This is a genomic window from Myxococcales bacterium (genome assembly GCA_023898405.1).
Taxonomy (GTDB): domain Bacteria; phylum Myxococcota; class UBA727; order UBA727; family JABDBI01.
On sequence record CP060221.1, the window covers coordinates 1277603 to 1303427 of the forward strand.

Annotated in this window: 18 protein-coding genes; 6 read left to right on the forward strand and 12 right to left on the reverse strand. The window is 38.0% G+C overall.

From position 1 onward, the window contains the following. Positions 1–60: 60 nt before the first annotated feature. Both H6731_05765 and H6731_05770 read right to left on the reverse strand, forming a co-directional pair. Positions 61–1578: an ABC transporter permease/substrate-binding protein gene (locus H6731_05765; GenBank protein USN49788.1), complete on the reverse strand. Its 1518-nt coding sequence runs from the start codon at positions 1576–1578 to the stop codon at positions 61–63. Then, entirely contained in the window at positions 1575–2336 is a 762-nt protein-coding gene (locus tag H6731_05770) for an ABC transporter ATP-binding protein (GenBank protein ID USN49789.1), read from the reverse strand. Before H6731_05770 ends, H6731_05765 begins: the two co-directional genes overlap by 4 nt. A gap of 634 nt (positions 2337–2970) precedes the next feature. Here H6731_05770 and H6731_05775 point away from each other — a divergent pair. Continuing rightward, the gene (locus H6731_05775) at positions 2971–4011 is read left to right on the forward strand and encodes a hypothetical protein (GenBank protein ID USN49790.1); all 1041 of its coding nucleotides are present in this window, start codon (positions 2971–2973) and stop codon (positions 4009–4011) included. 7 nt (positions 4012–4018) lie between these two features. On the opposite strand, the gene H6731_05780 is transcribed toward H6731_05775, so the two are convergent. After that, on the reverse strand, positions 4019–5926 hold the full coding sequence (locus tag H6731_05780) for an ABC-F family ATP-binding cassette domain-containing protein (protein USN49791.1): 1908 nt from the start codon (positions 5924–5926) through the stop codon (positions 4019–4021). 180 nt (positions 5927–6106) lie between these two features. Here H6731_05780 and H6731_05785 point away from each other — a divergent pair, with 180 nt between their 5' ends. After that, positions 6107–7099: a hypothetical protein gene (locus tag H6731_05785; protein ID USN49792.1), complete on the forward strand. Its 993-nt coding sequence runs from the start codon at positions 6107–6109 to the stop codon at positions 7097–7099. 160 nt (positions 7100–7259) lie between these two features. On the opposite strand, the gene H6731_05790 is transcribed toward H6731_05785, so the two are convergent. The 5 genes from H6731_05790 to H6731_05810 all read right to left on the reverse strand — a co-directional run bounded on the left by H6731_05790 (position 7260) and on the right by H6731_05810 (position 13697). Further along, positions 7260–7769: a hypothetical protein gene (locus H6731_05790; protein USN49793.1), complete on the reverse strand. Its 510-nt coding sequence runs from the start codon at positions 7767–7769 to the stop codon at positions 7260–7262. A gap of 261 nt (positions 7770–8030) precedes the next feature. Continuing rightward, positions 8031–8258 carry a hypothetical protein gene (locus H6731_05795; protein USN49794.1) on the reverse strand — a complete coding sequence of 76 codons (228 nt, stop codon included), beginning with the start codon at positions 8256–8258 and terminating at the stop codon, positions 8031–8033. Next, entirely contained in the window at positions 8255–11839 is a 3585-nt protein-coding gene (gene dnaE / locus H6731_05800) for a DNA polymerase III subunit alpha (protein USN49795.1), read from the reverse strand. The genes H6731_05795 and dnaE overlap by 4 nt, the downstream gene beginning before the upstream one ends. 70 nt (positions 11840–11909) lie before the next feature. Next, entirely contained in the window at positions 11910–12818 is a 909-nt protein-coding gene (gene mutM / locus H6731_05805) for a bifunctional DNA-formamidopyrimidine glycosylase/DNA-(apurinic or apyrimidinic site) lyase (protein USN49796.1), read from the reverse strand. Positions 12819–12827: 9 nt separating this feature from the next. After that, a complete protein-coding gene (locus tag H6731_05810; protein ID USN49797.1) occupies positions 12828–13697 on the reverse strand; it encodes a DMT family transporter in 870 nt (289 codons plus the stop codon). 469 nt (positions 13698–14166) lie between these two features. Between H6731_05810 and H6731_05815 the strand changes: the two genes are divergently transcribed. Next, positions 14167–15576, forward strand: a complete 1410-nt coding sequence (locus H6731_05815; protein USN49798.1) for a DASS family sodium-coupled anion symporter — start codon at positions 14167–14169, stop codon at positions 15574–15576. Here H6731_05815 and H6731_05820 read toward each other — a convergent pair. The 4 genes from H6731_05820 to H6731_05835 form a co-directional block, all read right to left on the reverse strand. Further along, positions 15562–17271, reverse strand: coding sequence for a DUF4105 domain-containing protein (locus H6731_05820; protein USN49799.1), 1710 nt, complete (start codon positions 17269–17271; stop codon positions 15562–15564). The two genes, H6731_05815 and H6731_05820, sit on opposite strands and share 15 nt — an antisense overlap. Before the next feature lie 67 nt (positions 17272–17338). Then, positions 17339–17872, reverse strand: a complete 534-nt coding sequence (locus H6731_05825) for a hypothetical protein (GenBank protein ID USN49800.1) — start codon at positions 17870–17872, stop codon at positions 17339–17341. Positions 17873–17947: 75 nt separating this feature from the next. Further along, on the reverse strand, positions 17948–18661 hold the full coding sequence (locus H6731_05830) for a hypothetical protein (GenBank protein ID USN49801.1): 714 nt from the start codon (positions 18659–18661) through the stop codon (positions 17948–17950). Between the two features lie 67 nt (positions 18662–18728). Beyond that, positions 18729–19142 (reverse strand): EVE domain-containing protein, encoded by a 414-nt coding sequence (locus tag H6731_05835; GenBank protein ID USN49802.1) that lies wholly within the window; start codon positions 19140–19142, stop codon positions 18729–18731. Between the two features lie 249 nt (positions 19143–19391). Between H6731_05835 and H6731_05840 the strand changes: the two genes are divergently transcribed. Genes H6731_05840 through H6731_05850 form a run of 3 tightly spaced genes read left to right on the forward strand, consistent with a single transcriptional unit; the run spans position 19392 to position 25615 of the window. Continuing rightward, positions 19392–20957, forward strand: coding sequence for a SulP family inorganic anion transporter (locus H6731_05840; GenBank protein ID USN49803.1), 1566 nt, complete (start codon positions 19392–19394; stop codon positions 20955–20957). A 9-nt stretch (positions 20958–20966) separates the two neighbouring features. Next, positions 20967–23603, forward strand: a complete 2637-nt coding sequence (locus H6731_05845; GenBank protein USN49804.1) for a DUF2309 family protein — start codon at positions 20967–20969, stop codon at positions 23601–23603. Next, the gene (locus H6731_05850) at positions 23600–25615 is read left to right on the forward strand and encodes a hypothetical protein (GenBank protein ID USN49805.1); all 2016 of its coding nucleotides are present in this window, start codon (positions 23600–23602) and stop codon (positions 25613–25615) included. The genes H6731_05845 and H6731_05850 overlap by 4 nt, the downstream gene beginning before the upstream one ends. Positions 25616–25825 lie beyond the last annotated feature (210 nt).

Consider the following 25825-nt stretch of genomic DNA (forward strand, 5'->3'; position numbering starts at 1 on the left):
GTTTTGAAAATAATTGTCAACTTACTTCTTAGGATATTTTTAACAGTCTCCAGATCTTACTTAGAGACTGTTTTTTTCTTCATTAAAAATACGAGCAACCGCGGCAGGATCTTGCCCTTCTCCATCTACTTTAAAATTAAGATCTCTAATTTGTTTTTCATCTATCGTTCCTACTAAATTTTTTAAAACTTGATTTAGCTTAGATAATTGCTGTCCAAACTTTTTACTCGTCAGTATCATCGCATCAAAAGATAAACTGGCATTTTTATCATCTTCTAGAACAAGCATGTCATGAGCATCAATGTGCCCGTCAGTGGTGAATACCACAATTACATCGACGTTACCCTTATCTGCTGCCTGATATACCAAAGCGTGATCCATAATGATTTTTTTGGAAAACCTAATTTTGTAACTCTCTTTAAAAAGCTGCCATTCAGGACGCCCAAAAAATTCATAATCACCGGCTAAAATCAGATTTGAGTGTTGAGCTAAATCGCTCAAGTTCTCTATGCCCAATTTCTTGGCTAACTCACGCTTGATAGCAAAAGCGTAATTATTTTTAAAACCAATTTTTCCCACCAACTCAACACCATCTTTGTTCAAGAATTTTTCAATCTTTTGATAAAGATATACTGAATCCAAAGGGTGCTCCTTCATCTGCATGGTGTGATTCCAAAGTGTCGCAGAATACTCAACAAATACGTCGATCTCATTCGCTTTTAATGCCTCATAGGCTGTAAGCGACGACAAAGATTGACGAATTTTTACCTTACAATCATCCTGATTCTCGATTTTTTGCTTTAATATTTCGCTCAAAATGTATTGTTCAGTTATTGCCTTTGCCCCTATAACTATCTGTTGATTTTTAGAAGGCCAATATTCTTTTACGGCATCGTAAACTACGTATGAAAACAACAATGCAAATAGAGCGAAGGCACCCGCAACCCATGATTTTTTTTCTCGCTCTAACCCATAGGCCAATACTCTCACGAGAGTATCCAACCCAACTGCCAATACTGCTGCAGCGATACAGCCAATTGTAATAGACGCTATATTTTGAGTTTGCAGTCCAACAAAAATATAATTGCCTAAACTTGTTGCACCCACTGGAGTGGAAAGTGTTGCAGTCCCTACGGTCAGCGTTGTAGAGGTTCTTATGCCAGCAATTATCATCGGTGTGGCCAAAGGCAATTCAACACGAAATAAGCGCTGCGCTCTTGTCATCCCTACGCCCTTAGCCGCTTCTATAAAGGCAGGATCCACAGCCCTGAGTCCCACCACGGTATTTCTCAAAATAGGAAGAATACTGTAAAGAACTAAAGCAATAAAAGCAGGTAAATAGCCTATGCTATGAGCCCCAAGAAGCGCAAGAAGAGGGACCATAGCAGCAAGCAAGGCAAGACTTGGAATTGTTTGAATAATCTGAGCAATTCCTAAAGCTATTCGTTCAACAGGTTTAAAACGAGCGGCAAGTATTCCTAAGGGAACGCTGATTAAGATTCCTAAACTCAAAGAGGTCAAGGTCAAATTTAAATGCGCTGATAGGTACTCTGGTAAAAGGCGAAGCTGCTCAATCATGCATTATCTCCGAGCAGATCGTCCAGTGCTTTTGTTTGTCTTCGCGGGGTATCCATTATTTGCTGAACATAGTGATTTTTTGGATTATTAAGTAATTCTTGTGGCTCGCCAACCTGAAGGAGTCTCCCGTCTTTCATAACAGCGATACGATCTGCAATAATCATCGCTTCTGAAATATCGTGGGTAACCAATATCGTCGTTAATCCGAGATTTTTTTTGAGCTCTAAAAAAGTCTTTTGGAGTTGCTCCCTCACAATTGGATCCAAAGCACCGAAAGGCTCATCGAGCAGCATTAATTCTGGTCTTACAGCTAAACAGCGAGCCACACCAACCCTTTGTTGTTGTCCCCCGGAAAGTTCACGCGGCCTTCTACTCTTTACAACGACATCAAGACTCACAAGCCTAAGCAATTCATCTGTGCGAGTTCGAATTTTTTTCTTATTCCATCCAGCTAATTTCATTGGCACCGCAATATTTTCAGCAATATTCATATGAGGAAACAAACCTACTTTTTGAAACACATATCCAATTTTTCGACGCAAAATGTGAGGAGAAAATTTTCTGGTATCTTTTCCATCGATCAGTACTTTGCCTAGGGATGGATCTATCAAGCGATTAATTGTTTTAAGCGTAGTGGTTTTACCTGAACCAGAACCACCAACTATAGCCAAAGACTCTCCCCTCATCACTTCGAGCGAAACATTTTTTAGAACTGTTTTCCCATTGTAGGATTTGGATAAATTGCAAAGTTTGATCATAGCTTGAATCTCCTTGCTTTAGTTTTATGGCATGATTGCACTATCGGTTGGATAAACAGATCCAACACTCGGCCCCTCGGTACCCAAATGCACAAAGTTAAGGGGCGAATTTTTGAAAAAATAATTACTGGTTTATTTTTTTGTTATGAGAACTACTCGTCTCTTATTCTCGCAAGCTCTCAAAAAAAATTGCTTTTGGCAACCATGGATAGATGATTTTGATTTTAGTCAATAGCCAACCCCCCAAAAAAATACAAAAATATTTTTTGCGCTCTTACTAATGGATGATTTTTGGACAAAGTAATTTCTTCGGTAGTGTTGCAAAAACACTGCCCTGATGAGTGCTGAGATGTTGAAAAACAAGAATACGATAAGCAATTGGCTTACTTTTATGAACACAGTACCCAAGTCCTAGGTAAAGTTTTACCTAAAAAGCTCAAAGAAATTCATCGAACCCTAGGCAAAAATGAGCGTGAAAAAATTCTACGTAAAATAGAAACAACGCTTTCTAAACAATATTTTTCAACACAATTGAAACATCACACACGCAAACAATTTATTATGTTTTTATTTGTCTTAAAAACATCTTTTATTTTTAATCAAATAGTCTATACAATAAAAAGAGGTGTTCACGGTGAATGTGAGGTCATTAAATAAAAAATTTTTAGCCTTGTCAGTTATTACTTTTGCTCTTTTGATGCAAACTTCCTGTGGACCCGAAAAACCTATAAGAAAAGTTTATTTAAGCAAAGAAACTTATTTCAAAGAACTAAATGAAACACTCAACGATCATCATTTTCTCACCCCCATCAAAGAAAATGATTTTCACGTTGTTGGCAACACAAATTCTATCTACGATGCTGATGTTGTTGTGTTCGGTGACTTTTATGATAGCCCTGATGTAACGAAAGATTTTATTCGTTTCGCTAATTCCTTTTTAAGAAAAAACGATAACATTATTTACCAAGCTGACTCTGAAAGAATTAGCAACATCATTAACTATCTTCATAAAAACAATAAATTTTACATATATTCCAACTATATCACCAGAAATAAAGCATACAATTTGGTTAAAAAATCAGATAGTTGGGACGATCCATTAGCGGCCTACACCTATATTTCAAATAAAATAAAATTCGATATCCTTCTCGCCCTTGAGTCGGTTCATGATGAAATAAAGTCAAAAGCATCTGTATGGGACGAACTAAAAGTTGATGGTTGGGATAAAACTGCACTCAACAATGAGCTTGTTCCGCTCGAAAATTTTTCCCAAAGAAATACGCTGCTGGCGCAAAAAATTAGTGAAAAACAAAGCCAAACCAATAAAACTTTAGTGTTTGCTGACGCACTTCATATTCCTCACTATGGCATTGCCTTTGCAAAAACCCGGCTCATGAAAGAAGCCCCTCAAACTCCAACTATCAAGCAGATGATTTCAACTCAAAGCGTGCAAGAATTTTTTAAGCTTTGTGGAACACTGCCCGAACAGATTCGCAAGAAATCGCTATGTGGTGCAACTCAAGGTGTTTGGAGCTCTCTCATGAATAGTAAGAAAAAATTTGTACTAATGAGTAAGAAAAAGCCTGAAAAAAGTCTTACTCAAGAATTGCACAAAGGTTTTGGAGAAGACTATCGAATTATAAGAGAAAAGAACTTAGTTCCAAATAAGCTCTAAATCAATTTTATTGTCCTATCTCTTCGAGCTCCTGCCAGCGCGCATAGAGTCGTTCTATTTCGTTCTCAACTTCTTTAAGGCGTTGGATTTTTTGTGCCGAAAGCGCAGCATCGCGAAATATCTCGCTATCTGACAAAGCTTGGTGGATTTCACCTTGTTCTTTTTCTAACGCTTCGATCACTTGAGAAATTGTTTCAAGCTCCCGTTCTTCTTTAAAACTACGTTTTTTTGGACGCACCCGCTCTCTTGGTGTTTTGGGTTCAGCTTTTTTTATTGGCTGCTCAGGAGTTATTTCCCGTGATTTTTGTACTCGGTAATCGCTGTAGTTGCCATTATAAACTTCCAAATGACTCTCTTTATTTTCTGAATCACTTGTCTCAAAGGCTATGATATGCGTGCAAATTCGATCCAAAAAACTTCTATCATGGCTTACAACAAACACTACACCATCGTAATTCATGATGATGTCCTCTAAAACAGCAAGACTTGAGACATCAAGATCATTGGTAGGCTCATCCATCAACAGACAGTTAGCTGAGTGGCGAAATAATTTTGCAAGCATCAATCGGTTTTGCTCGCCACCAGAAAGTTGCCCTACTTTACGCCGTGCATCCTCACCAGAAAAAAGATAACGCTCAAGATAGCTTGCTATATGGATCTTTTGATCATCAAGATAAACGTAATCGCCATGATCCGCCAAAGTTTCTTTTAACGTCGCGTTTGCATCGAGTATTTCTCTATGCTGATCAAATTCGATAACCTCGGTGTTTTTACCAAATTTTATCTGGCCAAAATTTGGTGCACGTCTTCCGGCCAAAATAGATAACAGCGTTGTCTTACCCACTCCATTGGGCCCTAAAATTCCATAACGCTGGCCTGCCTTGACCTTAAGATTAAAATTTCTGAATAAAATCCGCTCTCCAATTTGTGCGCCAACATCATCGAGTTCCAAAACAGTAGAGCCTAAGCGTTTAATTCGTGCTGTAGACATCTGCAATTGATTTTTCCGCTGTGCTTCGCTGTCTTTAGTAATCTGATCCATGAGCTCATAAGCCCGTTCAATTCGTGCATTTTGTTTGGTTGTTCTGGCAGGTGTTCCAGCTCTGAGCCATGCAAGTTCACCTGCCATCAAACGCTCTCTACGATGAAGGCTGCGCTCCTCAATCAACTCGCGAATCAGTTTGTTTTCTAAATAATTAGCGAATGGAGGCTCATGAGTGTAGAGTTTTCCATTTTCAAGCTCCACAATTTTAGTGGCCATTTCATCAATAAAAGCTCTATCGTGCGAGACAAAAAGCACTGCAGAATTTGATTTGGTAAAAAATTCAACCAAAAATTGAATGGCTTTAATATCGAGATGATTGGTTGGTTCATCCAGTAAATATATATCAGGAGCCATCAAAAGAATTCTTGCCAAATCCACCCGGCGCCGCTCACCACCAGATAAGGTCTTGATGATTTGCTCACGAGCACTCACCCCAAGACGACTTAAGATAGTTTCCACTAGATAATCGGTATCAAATCCACCTTTGTGTTCGATATATTGCACTAAGTAATCGATTTTATTTTCAATTTCTTTGCTTGCCTGCGGGTTTGCGCTTAAATCCTCACATAAATTCTGATGCTCTTTTATCGCTTCCAGATGTTCTTTCATGCCTAAACGAACAGTTTCAATCACACTCAGATTTTCATCAAGCTCTGGTACTTGTTTAAGAAAGGCAATAACAATATTTTTACTCTTTTCTATTTTGCCGCTATCAGGTGTTTCTCCTGCTAGAATTTTTAAGAAAGTCGATTTACCTGCCCCATTTTGGCCAACCAGGGCAAGCCTCTCTTTTGGCAAGAGTGAAAGAGAAACATCATTAAGGATGGTACGATTTGCATAAGAAAGATGTAGATTTGAGGCATTAAGCATAAGTTCTTATGGACATCACGAGCTCACCTGGCAATGCCAGTTGGTATCAAATTTTAGTTGGCTAACATTTCGCCTAAAAAATGAACTCAACTTAAAAAGCGCTTCATTTTTTAGTCAATCCGCTTACATTTTAAGAGCACAATGATAACGCATACATGCGATCATACGCGGAGAATTTATATGTACAAATTTATTCCAATCATATTTTTTATTGTAATGCTCAACATAGGCTGTGATCCTGTAGTTAATGCACATGTTCCTCAAGCTACTCAGCATGCAGTAGAAATAAAAACACAGGGCCAAGCCATAAAAACCAAAGGTATTTTCCAAGAGACATGTGTCTATGGTTTAGATAAGTCGATTTCCGATCATGCCCCCATTATCTATGGCGCACGAGCAACATGGAATATTTGTCAGAGAGTTAGCCACCGACGCTACCAAAATGCCCAAAAAAGCTATTATACCCATAAGTTTAGAGTTGATGACGATGGAGCTTTGGTCAATAAAAATGGTGATAGGGTTTTAAATGATGCTCTAAGCGAAGAAAATTTTAGAGATCCTCGTTGGATAGCAAACCAATTTTATGCCACCCGCCTCAAATCAATAGCAGAAAGGATTAAGGAGATGTTTGACGAACACTCCCTTTCAATGATGGCTTTGCAAGAAATTCCAACATTTTCAGCTCGTGATGAGGAAAACAAAAATTTACGAAAAATTTTCATCAACGCTCTTAAACCATTGCAATTTCTATCCCCACTTCAACCACAAGCTGGAGAAAGAGCACCGGATGTTGCTTTAGTTGTGAAAGCTGACAGCAGTTTTAAAGCTGATAAAGTGAGTGGTCCCCTGAGATTGCAATCTTACTGCGATGATAGCAGCAAGGAATGCGTCATAAGTGCTCACATGAAATATCCTGCCCAAGATAATGAACTTAAACAATTATGTGCTGATACTGAAAAATTTGTTGGTGAGCTTATTAACTCTGGCTTTAAAAAAATAGAAGTGCTGGGGGATTTCAATGTTGATGCCCAAAAAATTCAATCGATATGTACCGATTGGAAAATCAAACCAACAATTTTTACAACTTTAGAAGGCAAAAGTAGTTGTATCGATAACCAAGGAGGGCTCGCGCCACATAATATTGACCTGGCGATGATATTTGAGGATCAATAAACAAATATTTTTCATGAAGAAGTAAAAAATTTTACGCAGCTAGAATTTGTTTGCTGCATAGATTAGAAAAGTCCGAAATTAACGACTTGCAAAAATTCTGATATTACAAAACAAAAAACCCACAAGCGTGGGTTTTGGCCAATTTTACTTTACCTAAAAATTATTCTTCGCCCATATCAACGCTAATGAGATTTTCTTGCCACGACATTGAGAGCTGATTACCGCTATCCTGTTTTCTTGAAATTGAACCAATTCGAAATATTTTCTTTTGTTCAGGATAAAAGCTTAGGGTTTCTTCAAAAAATCTGTCGTCCATATCGATGCTCAGATGACATTGATTGCTGTGGCAATAGCCCGCTCCCATGTAGAAATAAATTCCTCCATCGCTCGAATATTGCACGAGCGATGCGATGAATGAAGCATTATCATCAAACATAAACTCTATTTCATAGGATTCATTGCCGTACTCTCTTAGATAACTTATCTGCCAATTTTCTTCACCTACCTTGAGATAACTTGAATAATTTCCATGCTGATTATCAGCAGTAACATAATGACCGAGCCCCAAATAATGGCCACTCGGAAACGAAGCAATAGGTGATAGAATTGCTGTTTGAGTTTGGCCATTAAGAGCAAATAGACTTATGAATGCAAATAAAAAAGATTTCATGATCCCCCCCGAGAACATGTGATGTTTTAATCATCGCTAAGTGACTTAGAAAATAATTACAAAAATCACAAGTTAAGTCGAATTAAATTGGGATCACCATCATTTTTGCCGCACTAAACTTAAATATTAGTAACTATTTATTTTTGAAGAGCCTTAAGGATCTGCTTCTTTTTGCGTATAGGGCGACCAAAAGTATTAATAAGATAAAATCATTTGGCATTTGTTTAGTGCTACACCCTAAACTTGCTTGGGCACTGGTTCTTATTTTTTTCTTTGTCCCTTGTTTGGGATTGGTGCATTTTGCTCTGTTTCACTAATTTCTTCATCACTTTTTTTAATAGGCTTTATTTCTGGAACCGGTACTAAATTGGGCAGAGGTGGCATAAAATTCCCAACTGGCATAGGGACTAATATTTTGTCACAAGCATCACCTACTCCATCACTATTTTTTAAAAAAACAAAAATTTTTCCTTCAGAGATATAACTCATGTTCTCCTTACTTTTAGATAAGAAATCTCTTGCTCAAGCAAAAGCATAACTTGCTCTTCAGGATTAACAGCAAACTTATTAGATAAATTAATTTTAAGCTCAATTTTATTGTTTACTCTCATGTGCAAACGAACAGACTTTTCTCCTGGGAACTGAGATAATAATTTTTCGATCTGATGCAGAGTATTTTCATCAACCTCAGATTTACGCAAATCGATATCAAGATATGAGCATCGGCTTATCTGTGCTTCAGAAAGCAATCGCACCTCGCTCAGGCGCATTTTTGGTTTTTGCTGTTGACCTTCATCATCAACGTCATCGATCAAAGCTCGCCCACTAAAAATCAAAGGCTCTTTGGTTTTTAATAAATTCTCTGCTTGCTCATAAGCTGTGCTAAAACATAAAAGTTCAGCCTGCCCAAAACTATCTTCTATCACCACAACAGCCCACCGTCCCTTGCCACTTTTTAATGGGCGTTCCTTTAATGCACTCACCACACCCACCACACTTACTTCCTCTAAGTGTCGGGCACTCACCAGTTGTACAGTAGGAATAGCACCAAGATCTTTGGCATCTTTTTCATAAGGATCGAGAGGATGCCCTGAAAGATAAAATCCAACGGCCTCTTTTTCCATCAAAAGTCTATCTTTTAAAACATACTCTCCGACATTGGCATATTCTTCTATACTTTCTTCACTGCTACTGCTCGAAAACATATCAAACATACTGGTCTGACCGCGGTTATGGTCTCTTTGTATACGTTGAGCTTGAGATATCGCTTTATCTATGGAAAGCATTAATTGCTTGCGTGGTCGAGAAAAACAGTCAAAGGCACCCGATTTTATAAGTGCTTCCAATACTTTTTTATTTACTTTCGACTGCGCCACGTTCTGACAAAACTGATACATGCTTTGTGCTGGGCCTTTTTGATTACGCGCTTCTATGATTGAATCGAGCGCAGCCTGCCCTAATCCTTTTACCGCCCCAAGACCAAAACGAATCTGTCCGTATGAATTTTTTCCCGAAACTTCAACTTCATAATCAACTGTAAAATCGCTCGTTGAAATATTAATATCCGGCGGTAGAACTTTAATACCCTGGGCTCGAGCTTCACGAATATATTTCACAACATCTTCTGTAGAGCCACTAGAGGTAGTCAGTAAAGCAGCCATAAATTCAACAGGATAGAATCGTTTCAAATACGCGGTTTGATAGGTGATGAGGGCGTAGGCTGCAGAGTGACTCTTGTTAAAACCATAACCGGCAAATTTTTCAATGGTATCAAAAACCTGTGCAGCTTTTTCGGCAGCCACTCCATTCTTTTGAGCCCCAGCAATAAAACTAGCTCGCTGTTTTTCCATCTCCTCAAATTTCTTTTTACCCATGGCTCGACGCAAAATATCGGCTGCTCCCAAGGTATAGCCCGCTAAAACTTGAGCTGATTGCAATACCTGCTCTTGATAAACAATGGTTCCATAGGTTGGTTTCAAAACAGGCTCAAGCATGGGGTGTGGATACACCACAGCCTTGCGGCCATGCTTGCGCTCGATAAAATCATCCACCATGCCCGACTGCATTGGTCCAGGACGATAAAGAGCACCGGCCGCAATAATATCTTCAAAGCAATCAGGCTTAAGTTTACGACACATGTCCTGAAAACCACCCGACTCAATTTGAAATACCCCGAGCGTATCTCCCGATGCGATCAACTCAAAAACTTCTTTGCGTTCTGGTGCTAAAAGTTCCACAACCAAATATGGAATGCTTTCGCTGTCTTGCACTGCATGAGGATGATTTTTTAATTTTTCCCTGCGCTTAGCATGGTCTAATTTATTTTCCTCATCGATGCGTCTATTTACCATCTTTTCGGCGTGGGCAATAACATCAAGCGTTTTTAAACCCAAAAAGTCAAACTTGACTAAACCTGCTTCTTCTACTTTGTCTTTATCAAACTGGGTAATAATTTCCCCATTGGCTCCACTAAAAATGGGTACATATTCGACCAGATCTTTTTCGCCAATGACAATACCGCCTGCATGCATTCCTGCTTGCCGATAAAGCCCTTCAAGCACACGAGCATTTTCTAAAACTCGCTCATAGAGAGGATCGGTTTTGGCTTTAGCTTTGAGATTGGGTGCATATTCGAGCGCCTGTTTGAGATCCGGCTTCTTGCCCTCTATCAATAATGGCATTGGCTTGGTCAGCTCATTTATCTCAGCGAAGGGAATTCCTAAAGTGCGCGCCACATCTTTAACTGCACTTTTAGGGTTTAAGGCTGAATAAGTAGCAATTTGTCCAACGCGTTCACGTCCATAACGATCAGCAACATAGTTGATAACTTCTCCCCGACGCTCCTGCATAAAATCGATATCAAAGTCGGGCATGGAAACCCGTTCGGGATTTAGAAAACGCTCGAATAATAAATTGTAGGGAATCGGATCAATATCGGTAATACGCAATGCCCAGGCCACAAGCGAACCAGCACCAGAACCTCTGCCAGGTCCAACTTTTATTTCGTGATTCTTGGCCCAGTTAATAAAGTCTTGAACGATAAGAAAATAGCCAGGAAAACCCATACCGATGATCACTGAAAGCTCTGTTTCAAGACGAGATGTATAGTGATCAATATCGATAGGATAATTAATTTCTTTTAAGCGTCGCATCAATCCTTGATGACTCAAATGTCGCAAATAATCTTCTTCATCACGATAATTATCAGGACATGGAAAGGGCGGCAAATAGGTTTTACCCAACTCAATATTGACATTGCAGCGTCTACCGATTTCACAAGCATTGGCAAAAGCGTCAGGATAATCATTTTTTAAAAGCTCATACATCTCATCGTGAGATCGAATGTAAAATGCATCGGTTTCATGTTTGTGAAGCGTAGGATCGTCCCAAGCTTTTTGTTGACGTATGGCCATCAAAATATTTTGCGCATCATGTTGATCACGTGTCACATAGTGGCAATCATTGGTCGCTACAATTCTTAAACCTTCATCTTTTGCAAGCTGCGCTAAGTGGCCATTAACACGTTCTTGTATGGGAATTCCGTTAGGTTGAACTTCTAGAAAAAAATTGTTTGGTCCAAAGATATGCTTAAATTCTTGTACAGCTTTGCGTGCACCATCGATATCATTGTGCGCGCATTTCTTGGAAACTTCACCACCCAAACATGCCGTCGAGGCAATCAGCCCCTCACGATGTTTATATAAAAGTTTCTTATCTATACGTGGAAAAAAATATTTACCATTAACAAAAGCTTCTGAACTGAGCTTTCTTAAGTTGCGATAACCAACATCATTTTCTGCAAGCAAAACGAGGTGAAAATTTTCTCTGACTTTTTCTGTATAGTCTGCCGAACCCGTAACATAGGCCTCTATGCCTATGATAGGTTTTACCCCTGCATTTTTGGCTTGCTTGTAAAAGTCGAGGGCGCCATACATATTGCCATGGTCAGTAACGGCGACCTGTTTCATGCCAAGCTCATTCACCTTACTTATCAAATCTTTGATGCGAATCGCGCCATCCAAGAATGAATACTGGGTGTGCAAATGAAGATGGGTAAAATCTTTATTCATAAATAGCCTAACTTTCAAAATATTGTGTGGAGCCTAACGTGAACAGGCTAAAACTTGAACTCGGGCAGACTTATTTTTGACAATTTGGACAATAAAAAGTTGACCGGCTACCCTGTTTTATCCGAACTATAGATGTTTGGCACCTTGAACAATTTTCACCCTCTTTTTGGAAGACCTTCAAATACTCAAGATTACTCCCTTTTTTTCCTGAACCGTCTACATAATTTGAGAAACTTGTGCCGTTATTTTTATAAGCGAGCAGCATCACATCTTTGACAGCTGCAATTAATTTTTGATAACGAGCCGTACTGATTTTACAGGCCAAGATTTTAGGATCAATTCCCGCCATGAAAAGGCTTTCAGAGGCGTAAATATTGCCTACCCCAACGATAACAGCTTGATCGAGCAATACTTCTTTGATAGCACGGCTCGATTTTTTCATAGCTTCAATCAAAGGTAGATAATCTTTTGTTGTCATACAAAAAGGGTCGGGACCCAAGCGATTAATAATACATTCTTTTTTTTCTTCATCGCACACATCGATTAAACCAAAACGCCGAGGATCAACGTAACGAATTTCTTGTGCACTCTCTTTAAGCGGCCACCTCAGATGCGTATGCAGAGCAAGAGGAGTGTCTTGATCTTCAACCTTGAGTTGACCTGTCATGCCCAGTTGAGCAAGCAAAGAAGTTTTATTTTCTATCTCGAAAAAAATCACTTTGCCATAACACGAAATATCGCTGATTTTTTTATTTTCAAAAAATCTAAATTCTCCATAGTCAACGGCTTTTCTCAAATAGAGGGAACTATGCCATAGGCGGCCAAGCTCCTTTCCTATAAGTTGCTTTTTAAGTGTTGTCGTTACTGTTTTTACTTCTGGTCCTTCAGGCATAGGGCTATTTGAATGAGAAAGCTGTTGAGGTAAAGCGGGATCTTTAATAAAAAACAAAAAAATATTTTTTATAAAATATTTAATCAAATTATAATTTTATTTTTTAACTTCTTTTCTTATTAAGATTACTCCTATCAAAGCCACTACTCCGCCAGTAAATTCAAAAAATGCCGGCCACTCATTAAATACCATCCATGCAAATAAAGTAGAAAGAAATGGAAGCATGTAAAGGTAGATACTTGCCTTTGCCACCGTGGTTTTTGACAGTCCATAACCCCACAACCACTGGCCAACTATAGAGGGAAGAAAAGCCAAAAATACAACAGCCAAAGAAGATCTTAGTGGCGCAACCTGTACCTCACTAATTAAATCCGAAGCAAAAACCAGCAAACTTGCTGTTGCAAACCACACCGAAATTGCAATGACATGAAGCGGCGAAAGTTGATGCAAAATATATTTCTGAATGGTCGACTGAAGGCTGCCACAAAAAGTTGCCATCAACACAAGAATAATTCCAAAGTTAAAATCACTCTCAATCGGTTGACCTATAACAATAATGCTCACCCCAATGCAGCTCACTATTATAGCCAACAAAGTATTAAAACTCAGGCGCTCTTTTAAAAACACAAAGGCAAAAATTGAATTGGTGACAGGGGTTTGGGCGATTAAAAAGCTGGCCATAGCAGGAGAGATGCTTTGCTCACCACTGTTTAGAAATATACTATAAGCAGCGGTACCAAAACTTCCAGCAACTGCCAACATAAGTAATTGTTTTAGATTTATCTTGGGAAATTTTGCATAGAATGCAAAAAAAATTACAAAGCTCATAGAAGCCAAAATAAATCGAAAAAGCCCTACAGACCCAGGAGAGTATCCCTCAAGACTCAAGCGAATGGCAATAAAAGAACTTGCCCACAGGATCATGGCAGCTAAAAGGGCGCAATTAACCTTGATAGTATTTGTCATAGTTCGCAAATTTTTATTATGACTATTTTGTACACACTATTCTTTTTAGCACTAGTGAGAATACAAGATACGGCACCAAATTAAAAACTAAAAACAAAATCTTGTATACACCAAGTAGTTTATAAGATATTTGATCAAAGCTTTCTCTCGAAATAAAAAATATTTTTTCATGAATCTCATATATCCAATCAGCAGCGTAAATAAAAAATATTATCCAAATAATTAATAGCCCACCATTAATAATAGAATTCCATAAAAAAAATTTCTTAATCAATTGAGCGTTCATAGAAAACCTCCAGTATTAGCTTTGTAAAAATAGTACAATAAAAAGTAAAATAAAAATTTAAAAACAATGAAACAGCGTAAAGTTTTAAACAAGGTTTTGAATTTTCTCTCCCCTTGTTCTATTTTAAAAGCTCGATAGAAATGCTCGATAACCTTGCAAATACGTTGGTAAAAATCATCAATCATGAATCACACAAAGCGCGCTATTAAGTTCTTCTTTTCAATTTTTTTAGGCATTCTGGTTTTTATTTGTCCTTTACCTGCAGGTCTCGAGGCAGGTGCTTGGCAACTTTTTGCCATTTTCCTCAGCACTATTTCTTTGGTTATGTTGGGAGTTTTTCCCATGGGCGCAGCATCACTCATGGGTATTACGATGGCAGTACTTACAAAAAGTATGAGTTTTCAACAGGCTTTTAACGGATTTACCTCTCCCATTACATGGCTCATCTTGAGTGCATTTTTTATCTCTTTCGGTTTTGTGCATACTGGATTAGGTCGCCGTATCGCTTTGTTTTTTATTGCTACCTTTGGAAAAAGTTCGCTTGGCATCGCTTATGGTGTTGGACTTACCGAACTGATTCTCGCTCCTGGAACTCCCAGTTCCACAGCTAGAACCGGAGGAATTATTTACCCTGTGGTAGAATCTATCGCCCGCTCCTTTGAAAGTTTTCCCAATGACAAGTCAAGCAAACGCATTGGTACCTATTTAGTTTTATGCTTATTTAATTTTACGGTTGTCACTTCAGCTATGTTCATGACTGCTATGGCTGCAAACCCATTAACCGCCAAGCTTGCTAAAAGCGCTGGCATAGAAATCACATGGCTATCATGGGCGCTCTACGCTTTTGTTCCAGGCTTAACAAGTTTGCTCGTCCTTCCTTTAGTTATGTATAAAATTTCTCCTCCCGAAATCAAAGATACCGCTCATGCTGCCGCCAATGCTAAAACAGAGCTAAAAAATCTTGGTCCCATGAAAAGCAAAGAACGGCTCATGGCTTTAGGTTTTATTCTTCTTATGACTCTGTGGCTTTTAGGACCTCTGATCAAAGTCTCTGCAGTAATAGCCGCACTTTTGGGTATGAGCTTTTTGCTTATTGTTCAGGTTTTTACGTGGGAGCAACTTTTAAAACTTCACAATGCATTTGAGACTTTTATTTGGTTTGGTGCTCTACTTGCCCTTGCTGAAGGACTTTCAAGTACTGGCTTTACTTCATGGTTTGGACAATTGGTTGCATCTAACATGAGTGGCTTTAACATTGGCATTGCTGTTGCATTGTTATTTGCAGTCTATTTTTACAGCCACTACTTTTTTGCAAGTTGCACTGCTCATGTGGGAGCTTTATTTTTACCATTTTTGATGGGAGCCATTGCTCTTGGAGCAAAAGCTTTGCCGTTTGCATTAGCCTTGAGTTTTGCAAGTTCTTTATTTGGTTCTCTTACTCACTATGGTATTGGCCCTGCTCCAATTTTATTCGGTTCGGGCTACGTCAAACTTGATCACTGGTGGCGCATTGGACTCATCATGAGTTTAGTCAACATCACCATCTGGCTTATTGTTGGCGGATTGTGGTGGCGAATATTAGGAATTATTTAAAGTTGATGCGTGGAACTTTAGCAATTCAATGATTTGTTCTTGCTCATTAAGCTCTTCATTTGAGTTATTATTGAGCAGTCGTTTCATTCCCCAGTTATGACGCAAAACTTCTCTCATCCATAGTTGCTTTTCTTCCCACACTCGAAGTTCCTCGACGCTAGCCAAAACGATCTGATTGCCATCATGAGCTATTGACTGAGAAATTTTATCGAGTTCCTCGTTGAGATTTTGTTCACTTGATACAAAATTTATTTCATTCACAGTCAATAATTGCTTACTACTTGCCTCAATAAAAAATTTATTACCTTCTTGATTAAGAGATTTAAAAACTCTTCTTTTTATTTCTTCTTCAATTTTTTCCATTAAAAATATCATTACTTTTCTTTCATATTCATCAATATTTTTACTACCTAAATTTTTAAGCACCCCTTGATAAAACTCTATTCTTTGTTGCGAATTATTGTTTAAAAATTCAGAACGTGAGAATAAAATATCTTCATCATTTTTACTTAATAAAACTTTAAGATTTCTAAAAAAATAACGAAGTTTTTTTTCGTAAGGAACAAAAGCTAATCCCTTATCTTCTAGCTGTAAAAAATTATTCACACTCTTATTTTTTATAGGCCATTCAACTTTAACCAGCTGTGCTTTTTGAGCGCGTTTTATCACACCACCTGGCGATAATGCCGCATGCTTGAAAATACTTTGGTCGTCCACCACTGATTGTAGTAAGGCTAATAGTTCAGTTGCACAATTGTTTTTAAAAAATTCATAGGGCCTGTCATAACGGGCTATTCTCATCAGCTGATGCGTAAATAAAACAATCTGATCACGGTTTAATTCCAGGGGAATTGCAATAATGGTTCTTTTCTCTCGTTCTAAATAATGATCGAGTATTTCGTTGAGGGAAGTCATAAAAAGCCGCGATGGATATGAACCAGTCACTGCTCTAAGTGGATTGAGATGCGATGTGGGGGGAACTTCAGCGCGAAACATCAATACCACATGAAAATCTGTATCCTTTAAACATTCATCACTGATCTCACTTCGTTCAGGGTCACACATAACAATACGAAGAGCACTGTGACCAAAAGCATTGGTGAGAGAATTTCCACCTTCCATTGATAACAATTGCAAACTATGAATTTTTTCATGATGAAGAACAACGGGCCAAAGATGATGGCGTAATTTAAAATCCATCCGATCCAAATAAAAAACCATAGATTTTTCGAGCAGCGCATTGTTATCCCATCTATCAATCTCAAAAAATGTACTCAAGCGATAAGCGATGTCTGGCTCTTCTTTGATAAATTGCGGGTCACTCGCCCACCTTAAGGTAAAACTCTTAAGAGTATCTTTAAACTTGTAGTTATAAATTTTTTCTTCTTTAAAAGGCGGCCTTATAGTTTGCTCAACATCTCGTCCTCGAAGAAATATCACCTTTCTTTTTTTAGGGTGCCCTAAGGATGCACTCAATTGTTCTCGTTGGATATTTTTTTTATGATCTCTACCCAGTGATTTAATGTTTCTTAGTAGATTCGAAAGTTCTGCATCTAAAATATTTTCAAGGTCATTATTTGGATTTTTGATAGCTTCAAAAAATTCTTGGTGAAGAATTTTTACTTCATCAAAAGACTGACTGAAAATATTTACAACATAAAAAATACAAAAATAAAAAACCAAGTGACGTGTCATAGATCCCACCGCCGAGCAAAATTATTACCTTAACATTGCTCGACAGATAATTATTCCTAGATATTTTTTACGCTTTCTCTTCAATCACAAATTCATCCTGTACAGAGCTCAATATCAATTCAGATTCTTTCATCAATGATTCCTCTTTTTTAGATTTTTTCATGTTTTTTTGAGCTTTTTTGTTTTTCTTTACCGTTGTCTTAAAGCTTTTCCATTCATCATCTGTTTTGGGAGATAAAAAGAATCTTTTCCAAAATTTTATTACTCCACGAGCGATATCACTTTTACAGTTAGCTTCTTGTCCTTCCAAAAACACATAGACATTACCAATAATTGGAGCATTCCCTCCGTTGTAATTTACGGCACCGATTGCACAGGCACTAGTAGATATTCCAGATATAGTTGCCGAGGTTGTGGCAGCACCAGCAACCACTCCTCCTGCCCCCGTGATAAAAAGTGCTGTTGATCCCATAGGAGCGAGTGTAGAGAAAACAGGAATCATCTGGCCGATATCCTCGCCCCTTTGGTTGATACTATCTAAAGAAAAAGAAAGCTTAGAAAACAATACAATAATACATAAGTAAGTTGACAAAAAGCGCATTGGCACTCCTTCTATTTGCTAGATATGGCGTGCCAACATGTTTTTTTTATTTTTTATTTCAAAAAGTTTTTTGTTTCACTCTTTATCTTTTTCCAAAACAACAACTTCACACTCAATATTTTTTTCTGACAACTCTTCAACGCTCAGGTCTTGTTTTACCTCACACTTAAGAACTGCAGATACAGCCTTGCCATTTTCATCCACCGTTTGTCCTGGAATTTCTAGCATCTCAACTTCATTGATTTGCTCAATCTCAGTCTGTTCTGCTTTATTGCTTTTCTGATTCTTCTTATTTTTCTTACTCTGCTTCTCTTGTTTTTTAGCTTCTTTTTTATCTCTTTTTTTCTGTTTTCGATCGGCCCAATATTCATCCCATGCTTCTAGGCTTTCAGGACTGAGAAATAAATTTTTAAAGTTTTTAAAAAACCACTCAGTGATGCGCCAATCAGAGTTGTGCTGCAATTCTTCTAAAAACTCATAACAATTCTTACCCGTAAAAGGTATGTCTCCATGATTGAGATTAACCGTCGTTGAAGATGTTCCGCTTGTGGATATGCCCGATGTGGTTGTGGAAGATGTTGCTCCTCCCCCCATGGCTGCAACAGAAGTTGTTGCCCCTACCCCTGCGCTCGTAACAATTCCAAAAGGCCAATAGCATGGACAAAAAGTGGTAATAATCGGTAGCGCAACAATACTACCTACAGCTTGAGCACCTGCATCATTTTGTGCGCAAATTAAGTTTGAATAATATATAATTAAAAAACCCAAAACAGCGGATAGCTTTCGCATAAGTGCTTCCTATCATTTGCACACAACAAGCGCTGCTAAAACCACTTTCAACGAAAACTTATTCCTACTAATACTCTTGCGATAATCGAATAATTCTATCCCATTCATCTTTGCTAATCGGACACACACTCAAGCGAACCTGCCGCAATAAACTTAAGTTAGTTAATTCTTTCACTGATTTTAAATCACTCAACTTAACTGGACGGGTCAAATATTTCTGAAATTCAACGTCGACAGCACACCACGCGTTCTCTTTGGTGGTTGGATCGGGATAGGCGGTCTTTATCACTTTGGCAATTCCGACAATTTCTTTTGGTCCAACTGAATGATAAAAAAAAGCTTTGTCGCCAATTTTCATCGCCTGTAAATTATTCCGAGCCTGATAGTTTCTCACTCCATCCCAAACAGTTATCTTGTCTTTTTCTAGTTGTTGAAATGAATAACTGTGTGGTTCACTTTTAATAATCCAATATGAAGTCATAATTTTTTCTCCCCAATTCTCCGATCAAAGCATACGAAAAATCGAAAAAATTTAGCAGATTCTTTGGATCCAGCAAATAATTTTTAGGTTTTTTATTCTTAAGCATGAAAAATCTCTTTAAAACGCAATATATTTTACTCAATTGGCATTTAGTAATGAGCGTATTCAATTTTTTTGCTCACCAAAATTTTAAGAGGACTAGAATAACTTTAGGGACAAGATCACTTTTTAAGAGATCAGGAGATCAAAATGCCTCTACATTTGCTGAGCGGAATAAGGTCCGGTTTTTTTATAGCGCTCATTGCAATGCCTCTTTGCTTGGGTATTGCCATAGCAAGTTCGTGTCCACCCATTGCTGGCATTATCACAGCTATCATAGGCGGAATTATTGTAAGCTTTCTTGGAGGTTGTAAACTTTCTATCAAAGGGCCTGCTGCAGGACTGATCGTCATTGTCATGGGTGCAGTTATGGAACTTGGAGCTGGTGATCTAACTGCAGGTTATAAAAAATTTCTTGCTATAGCGGTAATCGCTGCATTGCTTCAAATAATTCTTGTGTTTTTTAAAACAGCACGCTTTGGGCGTCTGATGCCGCCATCAGTTATTCACGGAATGCTTGCAGCTATCGGAATAATTATTGTTGCTAAACAAATTCACATATTGGTGGGGGCAACCCCTCATCAAAAAACAACCTTAGCTCTTATCGGAGAAGTTCCTCACAGCATTCTCAACATTAACCCAGAGCTTGCTTTCATCGGAATTTTCACCCTTGCGTGCATGATACTTATTCCTCTTATTCCCAGTAAGATCATAAAAATAATTCCACCAGCTTTAGTTGCTCTGTTTGTGGTGGTTCCTTTAGGAATAATATGGCACCTAAAAATTCCTCACTCCTATCATGTGCTCGATCATGATTTTTTAGTAGGGCCAAGTAATTTGGTTAATATCCCAAGTAATATTTTTAACTCTTTGGTGTTTCCTGATTTTTCTGTGCTCATGGAACCAACGGCATATAAATTTATTATCATGCTTGCCCTCATTGGGAGCATTGAGTCAGTTCTCACCGTCATCGCAGTTGATTCAATCGACCAAACTAAAACAAAATCAAATCTTAATAAAGATTTGCTAGGAATCGGTATCGGAAACTTGATCTGCGCTTTTATCGGCGGCCTTCCGATGATTTCAGAAGTTGTCCGAAGCAAAGCAAATATCGATAATGGAGCAAAAGATCATTGGTCAAATTTTTTTCACGGATGCTTTTTGCTTATCGCAGTTGTTTGGGCTGCTCCCCTAATACAACAAATCCCACTCGCTGCTCTAGCAGCAATGCTAATAGTTACAGGACTTCGTCTTGCTTCACCATCAACTTTTATCAAGACCTACAAAATCGGAATTGATCAACTCGCCTTGTTTATGACAACACTTGTGGTTACCTTGTGCTCAGATCTTCTAGTCGGAATTACTACCGGCATGCTATTAAAAATCATCATTCACCTCATCAGAGGAGTCAAACTAAAAACTATTATCAGTATAAGCGTAAGAGTTGATCAACTCCCAACATATTCGCAGATAACAGTGTTGGGACCTGCTATCTTCTCTAATTATTTTTCATTACAAAAGTATATAAACCGAGAACTCAATACCAATAAAAAAGTAATCGTCGATTTCACTCAAGCAAATTTAGTAGATCATACTACTCTCTCTTGCCTCTATTCATGGATTGATGAAATCGGAATTGATCGGCTTAATCTCATTGGACTTGAAAAATTAAGCAAAAACTCCGATCATCCTCTATCAACTCACAAATTTGCATAAGGCTCAATTATGAATCGGCATAATCACAAAGTTGAATACTGTCTTTTATGTGAAGTTCAAAAACTAGAAAAATTACTGCCGGTTCAAGGCCCTATTAAAGATTTTGTCCATCAAAATATCTTATTGGCATACCTAGGACAGCCGTTTGACGAAGCCGTTTTAAGTGCGAGTGAAATACTCCAATCTCGCTATTTTATGGATTTCAATTATTATCGCAGCAAATTCCAAGAGAAAGTGATTGATTACAAATGCCTAAAACGATCACTTGAAATTCATCTTCCACAAGAACAACATTCCGATTTAGAAATATTTGAAAGAGCTCTGTTTGACTATGTACCTGTCAGCGATATGAAAACGCTTAATTTTCTTGCAAAACGAAATGCAATTAAAAACTCCGATATAAAAAAAATTATGACGGAAGTTAGCAATACAAAAAATCACTTCCGAAAAAATACCAAAGTTATTCGCAACCTAATTATTGAGCAGGTTGGGGTAAACTTCGATCACGAAATTCATCAATTATTGATACGCTTGCTTGGTTCATTTGTCGATCAGGGAGTTAGTTTATGGCCATACATCAACAATGCACCTTCTTTTGTTGAAGCTATTAAAAATTTAGCAGAATCGTCTGAGTTACCCCTTAAGCCATGGATAAATAATAAAGAGCTCGCCGAATGGCTCTCCATGCCTTCACAGCAAGCAATCACTGCTATGCTCTCAAAAATTGTGCGGGACAACAAACTCTACACCCCCTACCTGCAAGAAAGTTTGCTCACACATCCAGGTTGGTCAGGTATGGTCAATGTAATTTCTAAAAACCCAGAAGCATTAAGTCACCCATGCTCTATCGATTTAGTTCAGCTTTTGCATGTTAAAATAGCTTTTGAATACCAGTATCTCAAAAGGTATGAAAAATTCGATCCAATTGACTATGATTGTTACCAAGCCACGAGGGAAATTCCTCATCACTGGGATATGACTGATATTTATTCCACAACTTGGTTTTTGTGTAACATTGGTAAAAAAATATCTACAGAATCTATCGGATACATCAACGATTATTTCCTAAAAAAAATATGGCATAGGGCCCTAGAAAATACATATTACAAGGATGTTTCTTTAATACTCTCATCATCAACAAGTGCAACTTCCGATAGAAGCATTAAAAAATTCCAAGCGGTTTTCTGCATCGATGATAGAGAATGTTCGTTTAGAAGAATTTTAGAATTTGAAAGTGATGATGTAGAAACTTTCGGAACACCAGGATTTTACGGAATAGATAGTTTTTTCCAAGCTAATGAAGGGTTAGTTCAGAAAATTTGTCCTCCAGCGATCACTCCAAGCTACATAATCAGAGAGACTTCGGAAAACTCAAACGAAAAATCACCCATTTCAAATTTAGTGGAGCTCACTATTTTTATGGCTCGCCATGGCGCAAACTCAACTTTATTGGGATTTTTAAGCGCATGTACTTTTGGGCATCTTTCATTATTCCGGTTATTGAGCAGTTTTTTAAGACCATTAAAATGGCAAAAATCTTATCAACTCAATAAAGAAAAACAGCTTGCTTGCCCCATCTACGAACGCGATGAAAACTCCGCCCTAATAAATGGGCTTAAACCAGGCTACACCATCGATGAAATGGCATTGCGAGTTTACTCTACGCTAAAAAATATGGGCCTATGCAATAATTTTTCTCCTCTTGTTGTCATGTTTGGACACGGATCATCGAGCGTAAATAATCCACATTTTGCCGCCTATGATTGTGGTGCATGCTCAAGTAAACCTGGAAATAATAATGCTCGAATATTTGCAACCATGGCTAATCGAAATGACGTTAGAGCACTCGTAGATAAAAAAGGAATTACTATTCCACAAACAACTCACTTCCTTGGTGCATATCACGATACGTGCAATGATCGTGTTGAGTTCTTTGACTTGGATAAAATTCCCAACGATAAGCAACAGCTTTTTCAAGAATTTTCTCAACACGTTTTCAACACATCGAGAAAAAATGCCAAAGAGCGCTGTGAAAGATTTGCCCTCGTACCGAAAAATATCAAACCAGAACAAGCTCTGCGAGAGGTCTATCATCGATCACGTGCTCTATTTGAGCCACGTTCAGAACTTGGTCATGCTTCAAACGCACTTCTCGTCGTTGGTCGACGAGAACGGAGTAAAAAAATTGATTTACAAAGAAGGGCTCTGTTGCAAAGCTACGATCCAACTTCAGATCAGCAGGGAACAATTCTAAGTTCTATTTTAACAGCAGCGATTCCCGTTAGCGCAGGCATTAATCTCGATTATTATTTTTCACGCTTGGATCCAGCCATCTACGGGTGCGGAAGCAAGTTATCTCATAATGTAATGAGTTTAATCGGAGTTGGTAATGGTCTCGATGACGATCTCAGAACAGGAATTCCTATTCAGATGACAGAGTTGCACGACCCAATCCGATTATTGGTTGTTATTGAACAATATGAATCAATTATTGAACAGGCGATCTACGACAATCCAGCAGTGCGACCTTGGATCGAAAATTCATGGACCAGACTCGCTTCTTTGCACCCACAAAAAAATACTCTCACACTGTTTAGCCCCGATCAGCATTCGTGGCATTCATTCGATGATTTGGTGACAACATGATCTCTTCGGCTATATTTTTTGTTACCTTGTTGCTTACGCTTATAGGGCCTTTGATAATTGCTATTATTCTAGGATTTTCATATTTTTTTATCAATGACTTGGTCAAAGTAGAAAATTTTTCGTACCGTCTCGTGCGCTGTTTTTATTTTTCAAATTTAATTACAGCAATAACAGCAAGTTTCACGTGGTTTTTTTCATCTTTAAGTCCAGGAACACTTGATATTTCCCAAGCACACCTTGATTCCCACTTTTCTATAAATATTAGGCTCTTCTACGATAATTACAGCATTACCTTTTTGCTCGCCATAGCATTTATTTCTAGCCTAATCGGATTTTTCTCACATCGCTATCTTCATAGAGATCCGCAATATAGAAGATTTTTTATTATTATTTCTACTTTTATATTTGGCATGAATCTCATCGTACTTGCAGGAACAATGGATCTTATTTTTGCTGGATGGGAAATCGTTGGATTAGCTTCCTTTTTGTTGATTGCATATTTTTGGCATCGCCCAAAGGCTGTCGCCGCCGCAACAAAGGCCTATTACATCTACCGTTTTTGTGACTTAGGCCTTCTCACAAGTATATTGGTGACACATTTTTTCTGGCAAGATGTCAGCCTGTTTGGAGATTTCCAAAATCTTAATTCTCATTCCATCCTTTCTCATATTCCAAACATGTATCGCTGGATTTTGAGTCTAGGTATTTTGCTTCCCGTGTTAGGAAAATCAGCTCAAATTCCATTTTGTTTTTGGCTTCCAAAAGCTATGGAGGGCCCCACTCATTCAAGCGCAATTTTTTATGGTTCTCTATCAGTTCATGCAGGTGTTTTTCTTCTCATGAGAACAATGCCAATTTGGTACCATACACCAGGATTTGTATTTCTATTGGGAGCAATTGGTCTTCTCACAGCTTTTTGTTCAACTTTATTTGCTCAAGTTCAATCAAATATAAAGGGACAAATTGGTTATGCCTCTATCGCACAAGTTGGACTGATGTTAGTTGAACTTTCATTGGGTTTCGAACATTTAGCCTTTATTCACATGATCGGCAATGCTATTTTGCGATGCTTTCAACTTCTTGTGTCAGGCTCAATTTTGACCACTCACTTACATATGCAAAGAAGCCTAAAAACATTTGGCTGGCTTAATAATTTTTCTATGCCACATTTGTTTCCAAATAAATTAAAAGCAACTGTTTATGCTTTTGCTGTCAATGACGGATATTTCGAATACTTGATTGCTTACTTTGTTGTAAACCCGACCCTGTTTTTATCAAATCAAATTAATGCCCTCATCAATAGAACAAATAAATTTTTCGATAAAATTAATTTAAAACCGCAAGAGCAAAATGAGCCAACCCTCTTTTCAGTAACTCCCGCTCTATTTTTGGCGTTCTCGTTGATTATAGTAAACGTGATAAACTTCATCTTTCCTGTAACGCGAGTTCTCTCATTATCCTTGGCCTCTCTTTTTTCGCTTTGCGCACTCGGTGAAAAGAAAAGTGCTCGAAAAGTACTAATTTTTGCCATACTGAGTTCAATCTTTGCATTTTTAAGCTTGAAGAGTGGTAAGGGAGGAGCTCTCTACTCTATTGGTCTTCTCACATCGGCCTTGCTTTCTTTTGAAGCTCTAAGTCATATATTGAAACGAATTTCCGTAATTGATCTTCGTCGCTATCATGGACTATTTCAACAGTTTCCTTTGGCAGCCAATGTGCTTTTAATGGGAATTTTAGGAATTATCACCTTTCCATTATCATCGACTTTTTTTGGGGAAGATTTTTTACTTAGCCTGGCACTAGATTCAGGTGTATTTTTTATAATTCTTTTTCATACAATTTTCGTGATTATAGGAATTTCATTGATACGCATGTATGCATTTCTTTTGTTCGGGCGACGACACAACTACCCACCACTCATGGATCTTGATTATAACAAGTGGCAAATATTTTTACGCCTTTCATTTTTTATGCTTGGAAATATCGGTGCCTTTATAATTGCTTTCGTCTAAATGAAATATTTTTGTTTGGACGATCAAATTTGCTTCGAGTGATTCAACAGCTGTGCAAAAACGAAGTGAGCTATAATTTTCAGTATATTAGCGCAAAGCACCAGTTATAATTGGCAAAAAATAGTTAAGCTAGATTATTTGAGGGTGAAATTGCTCTCGGAAAAAGTTTAAATTCCTTCCATAGCCATGCTTAGTATTTTTCTACTCTTC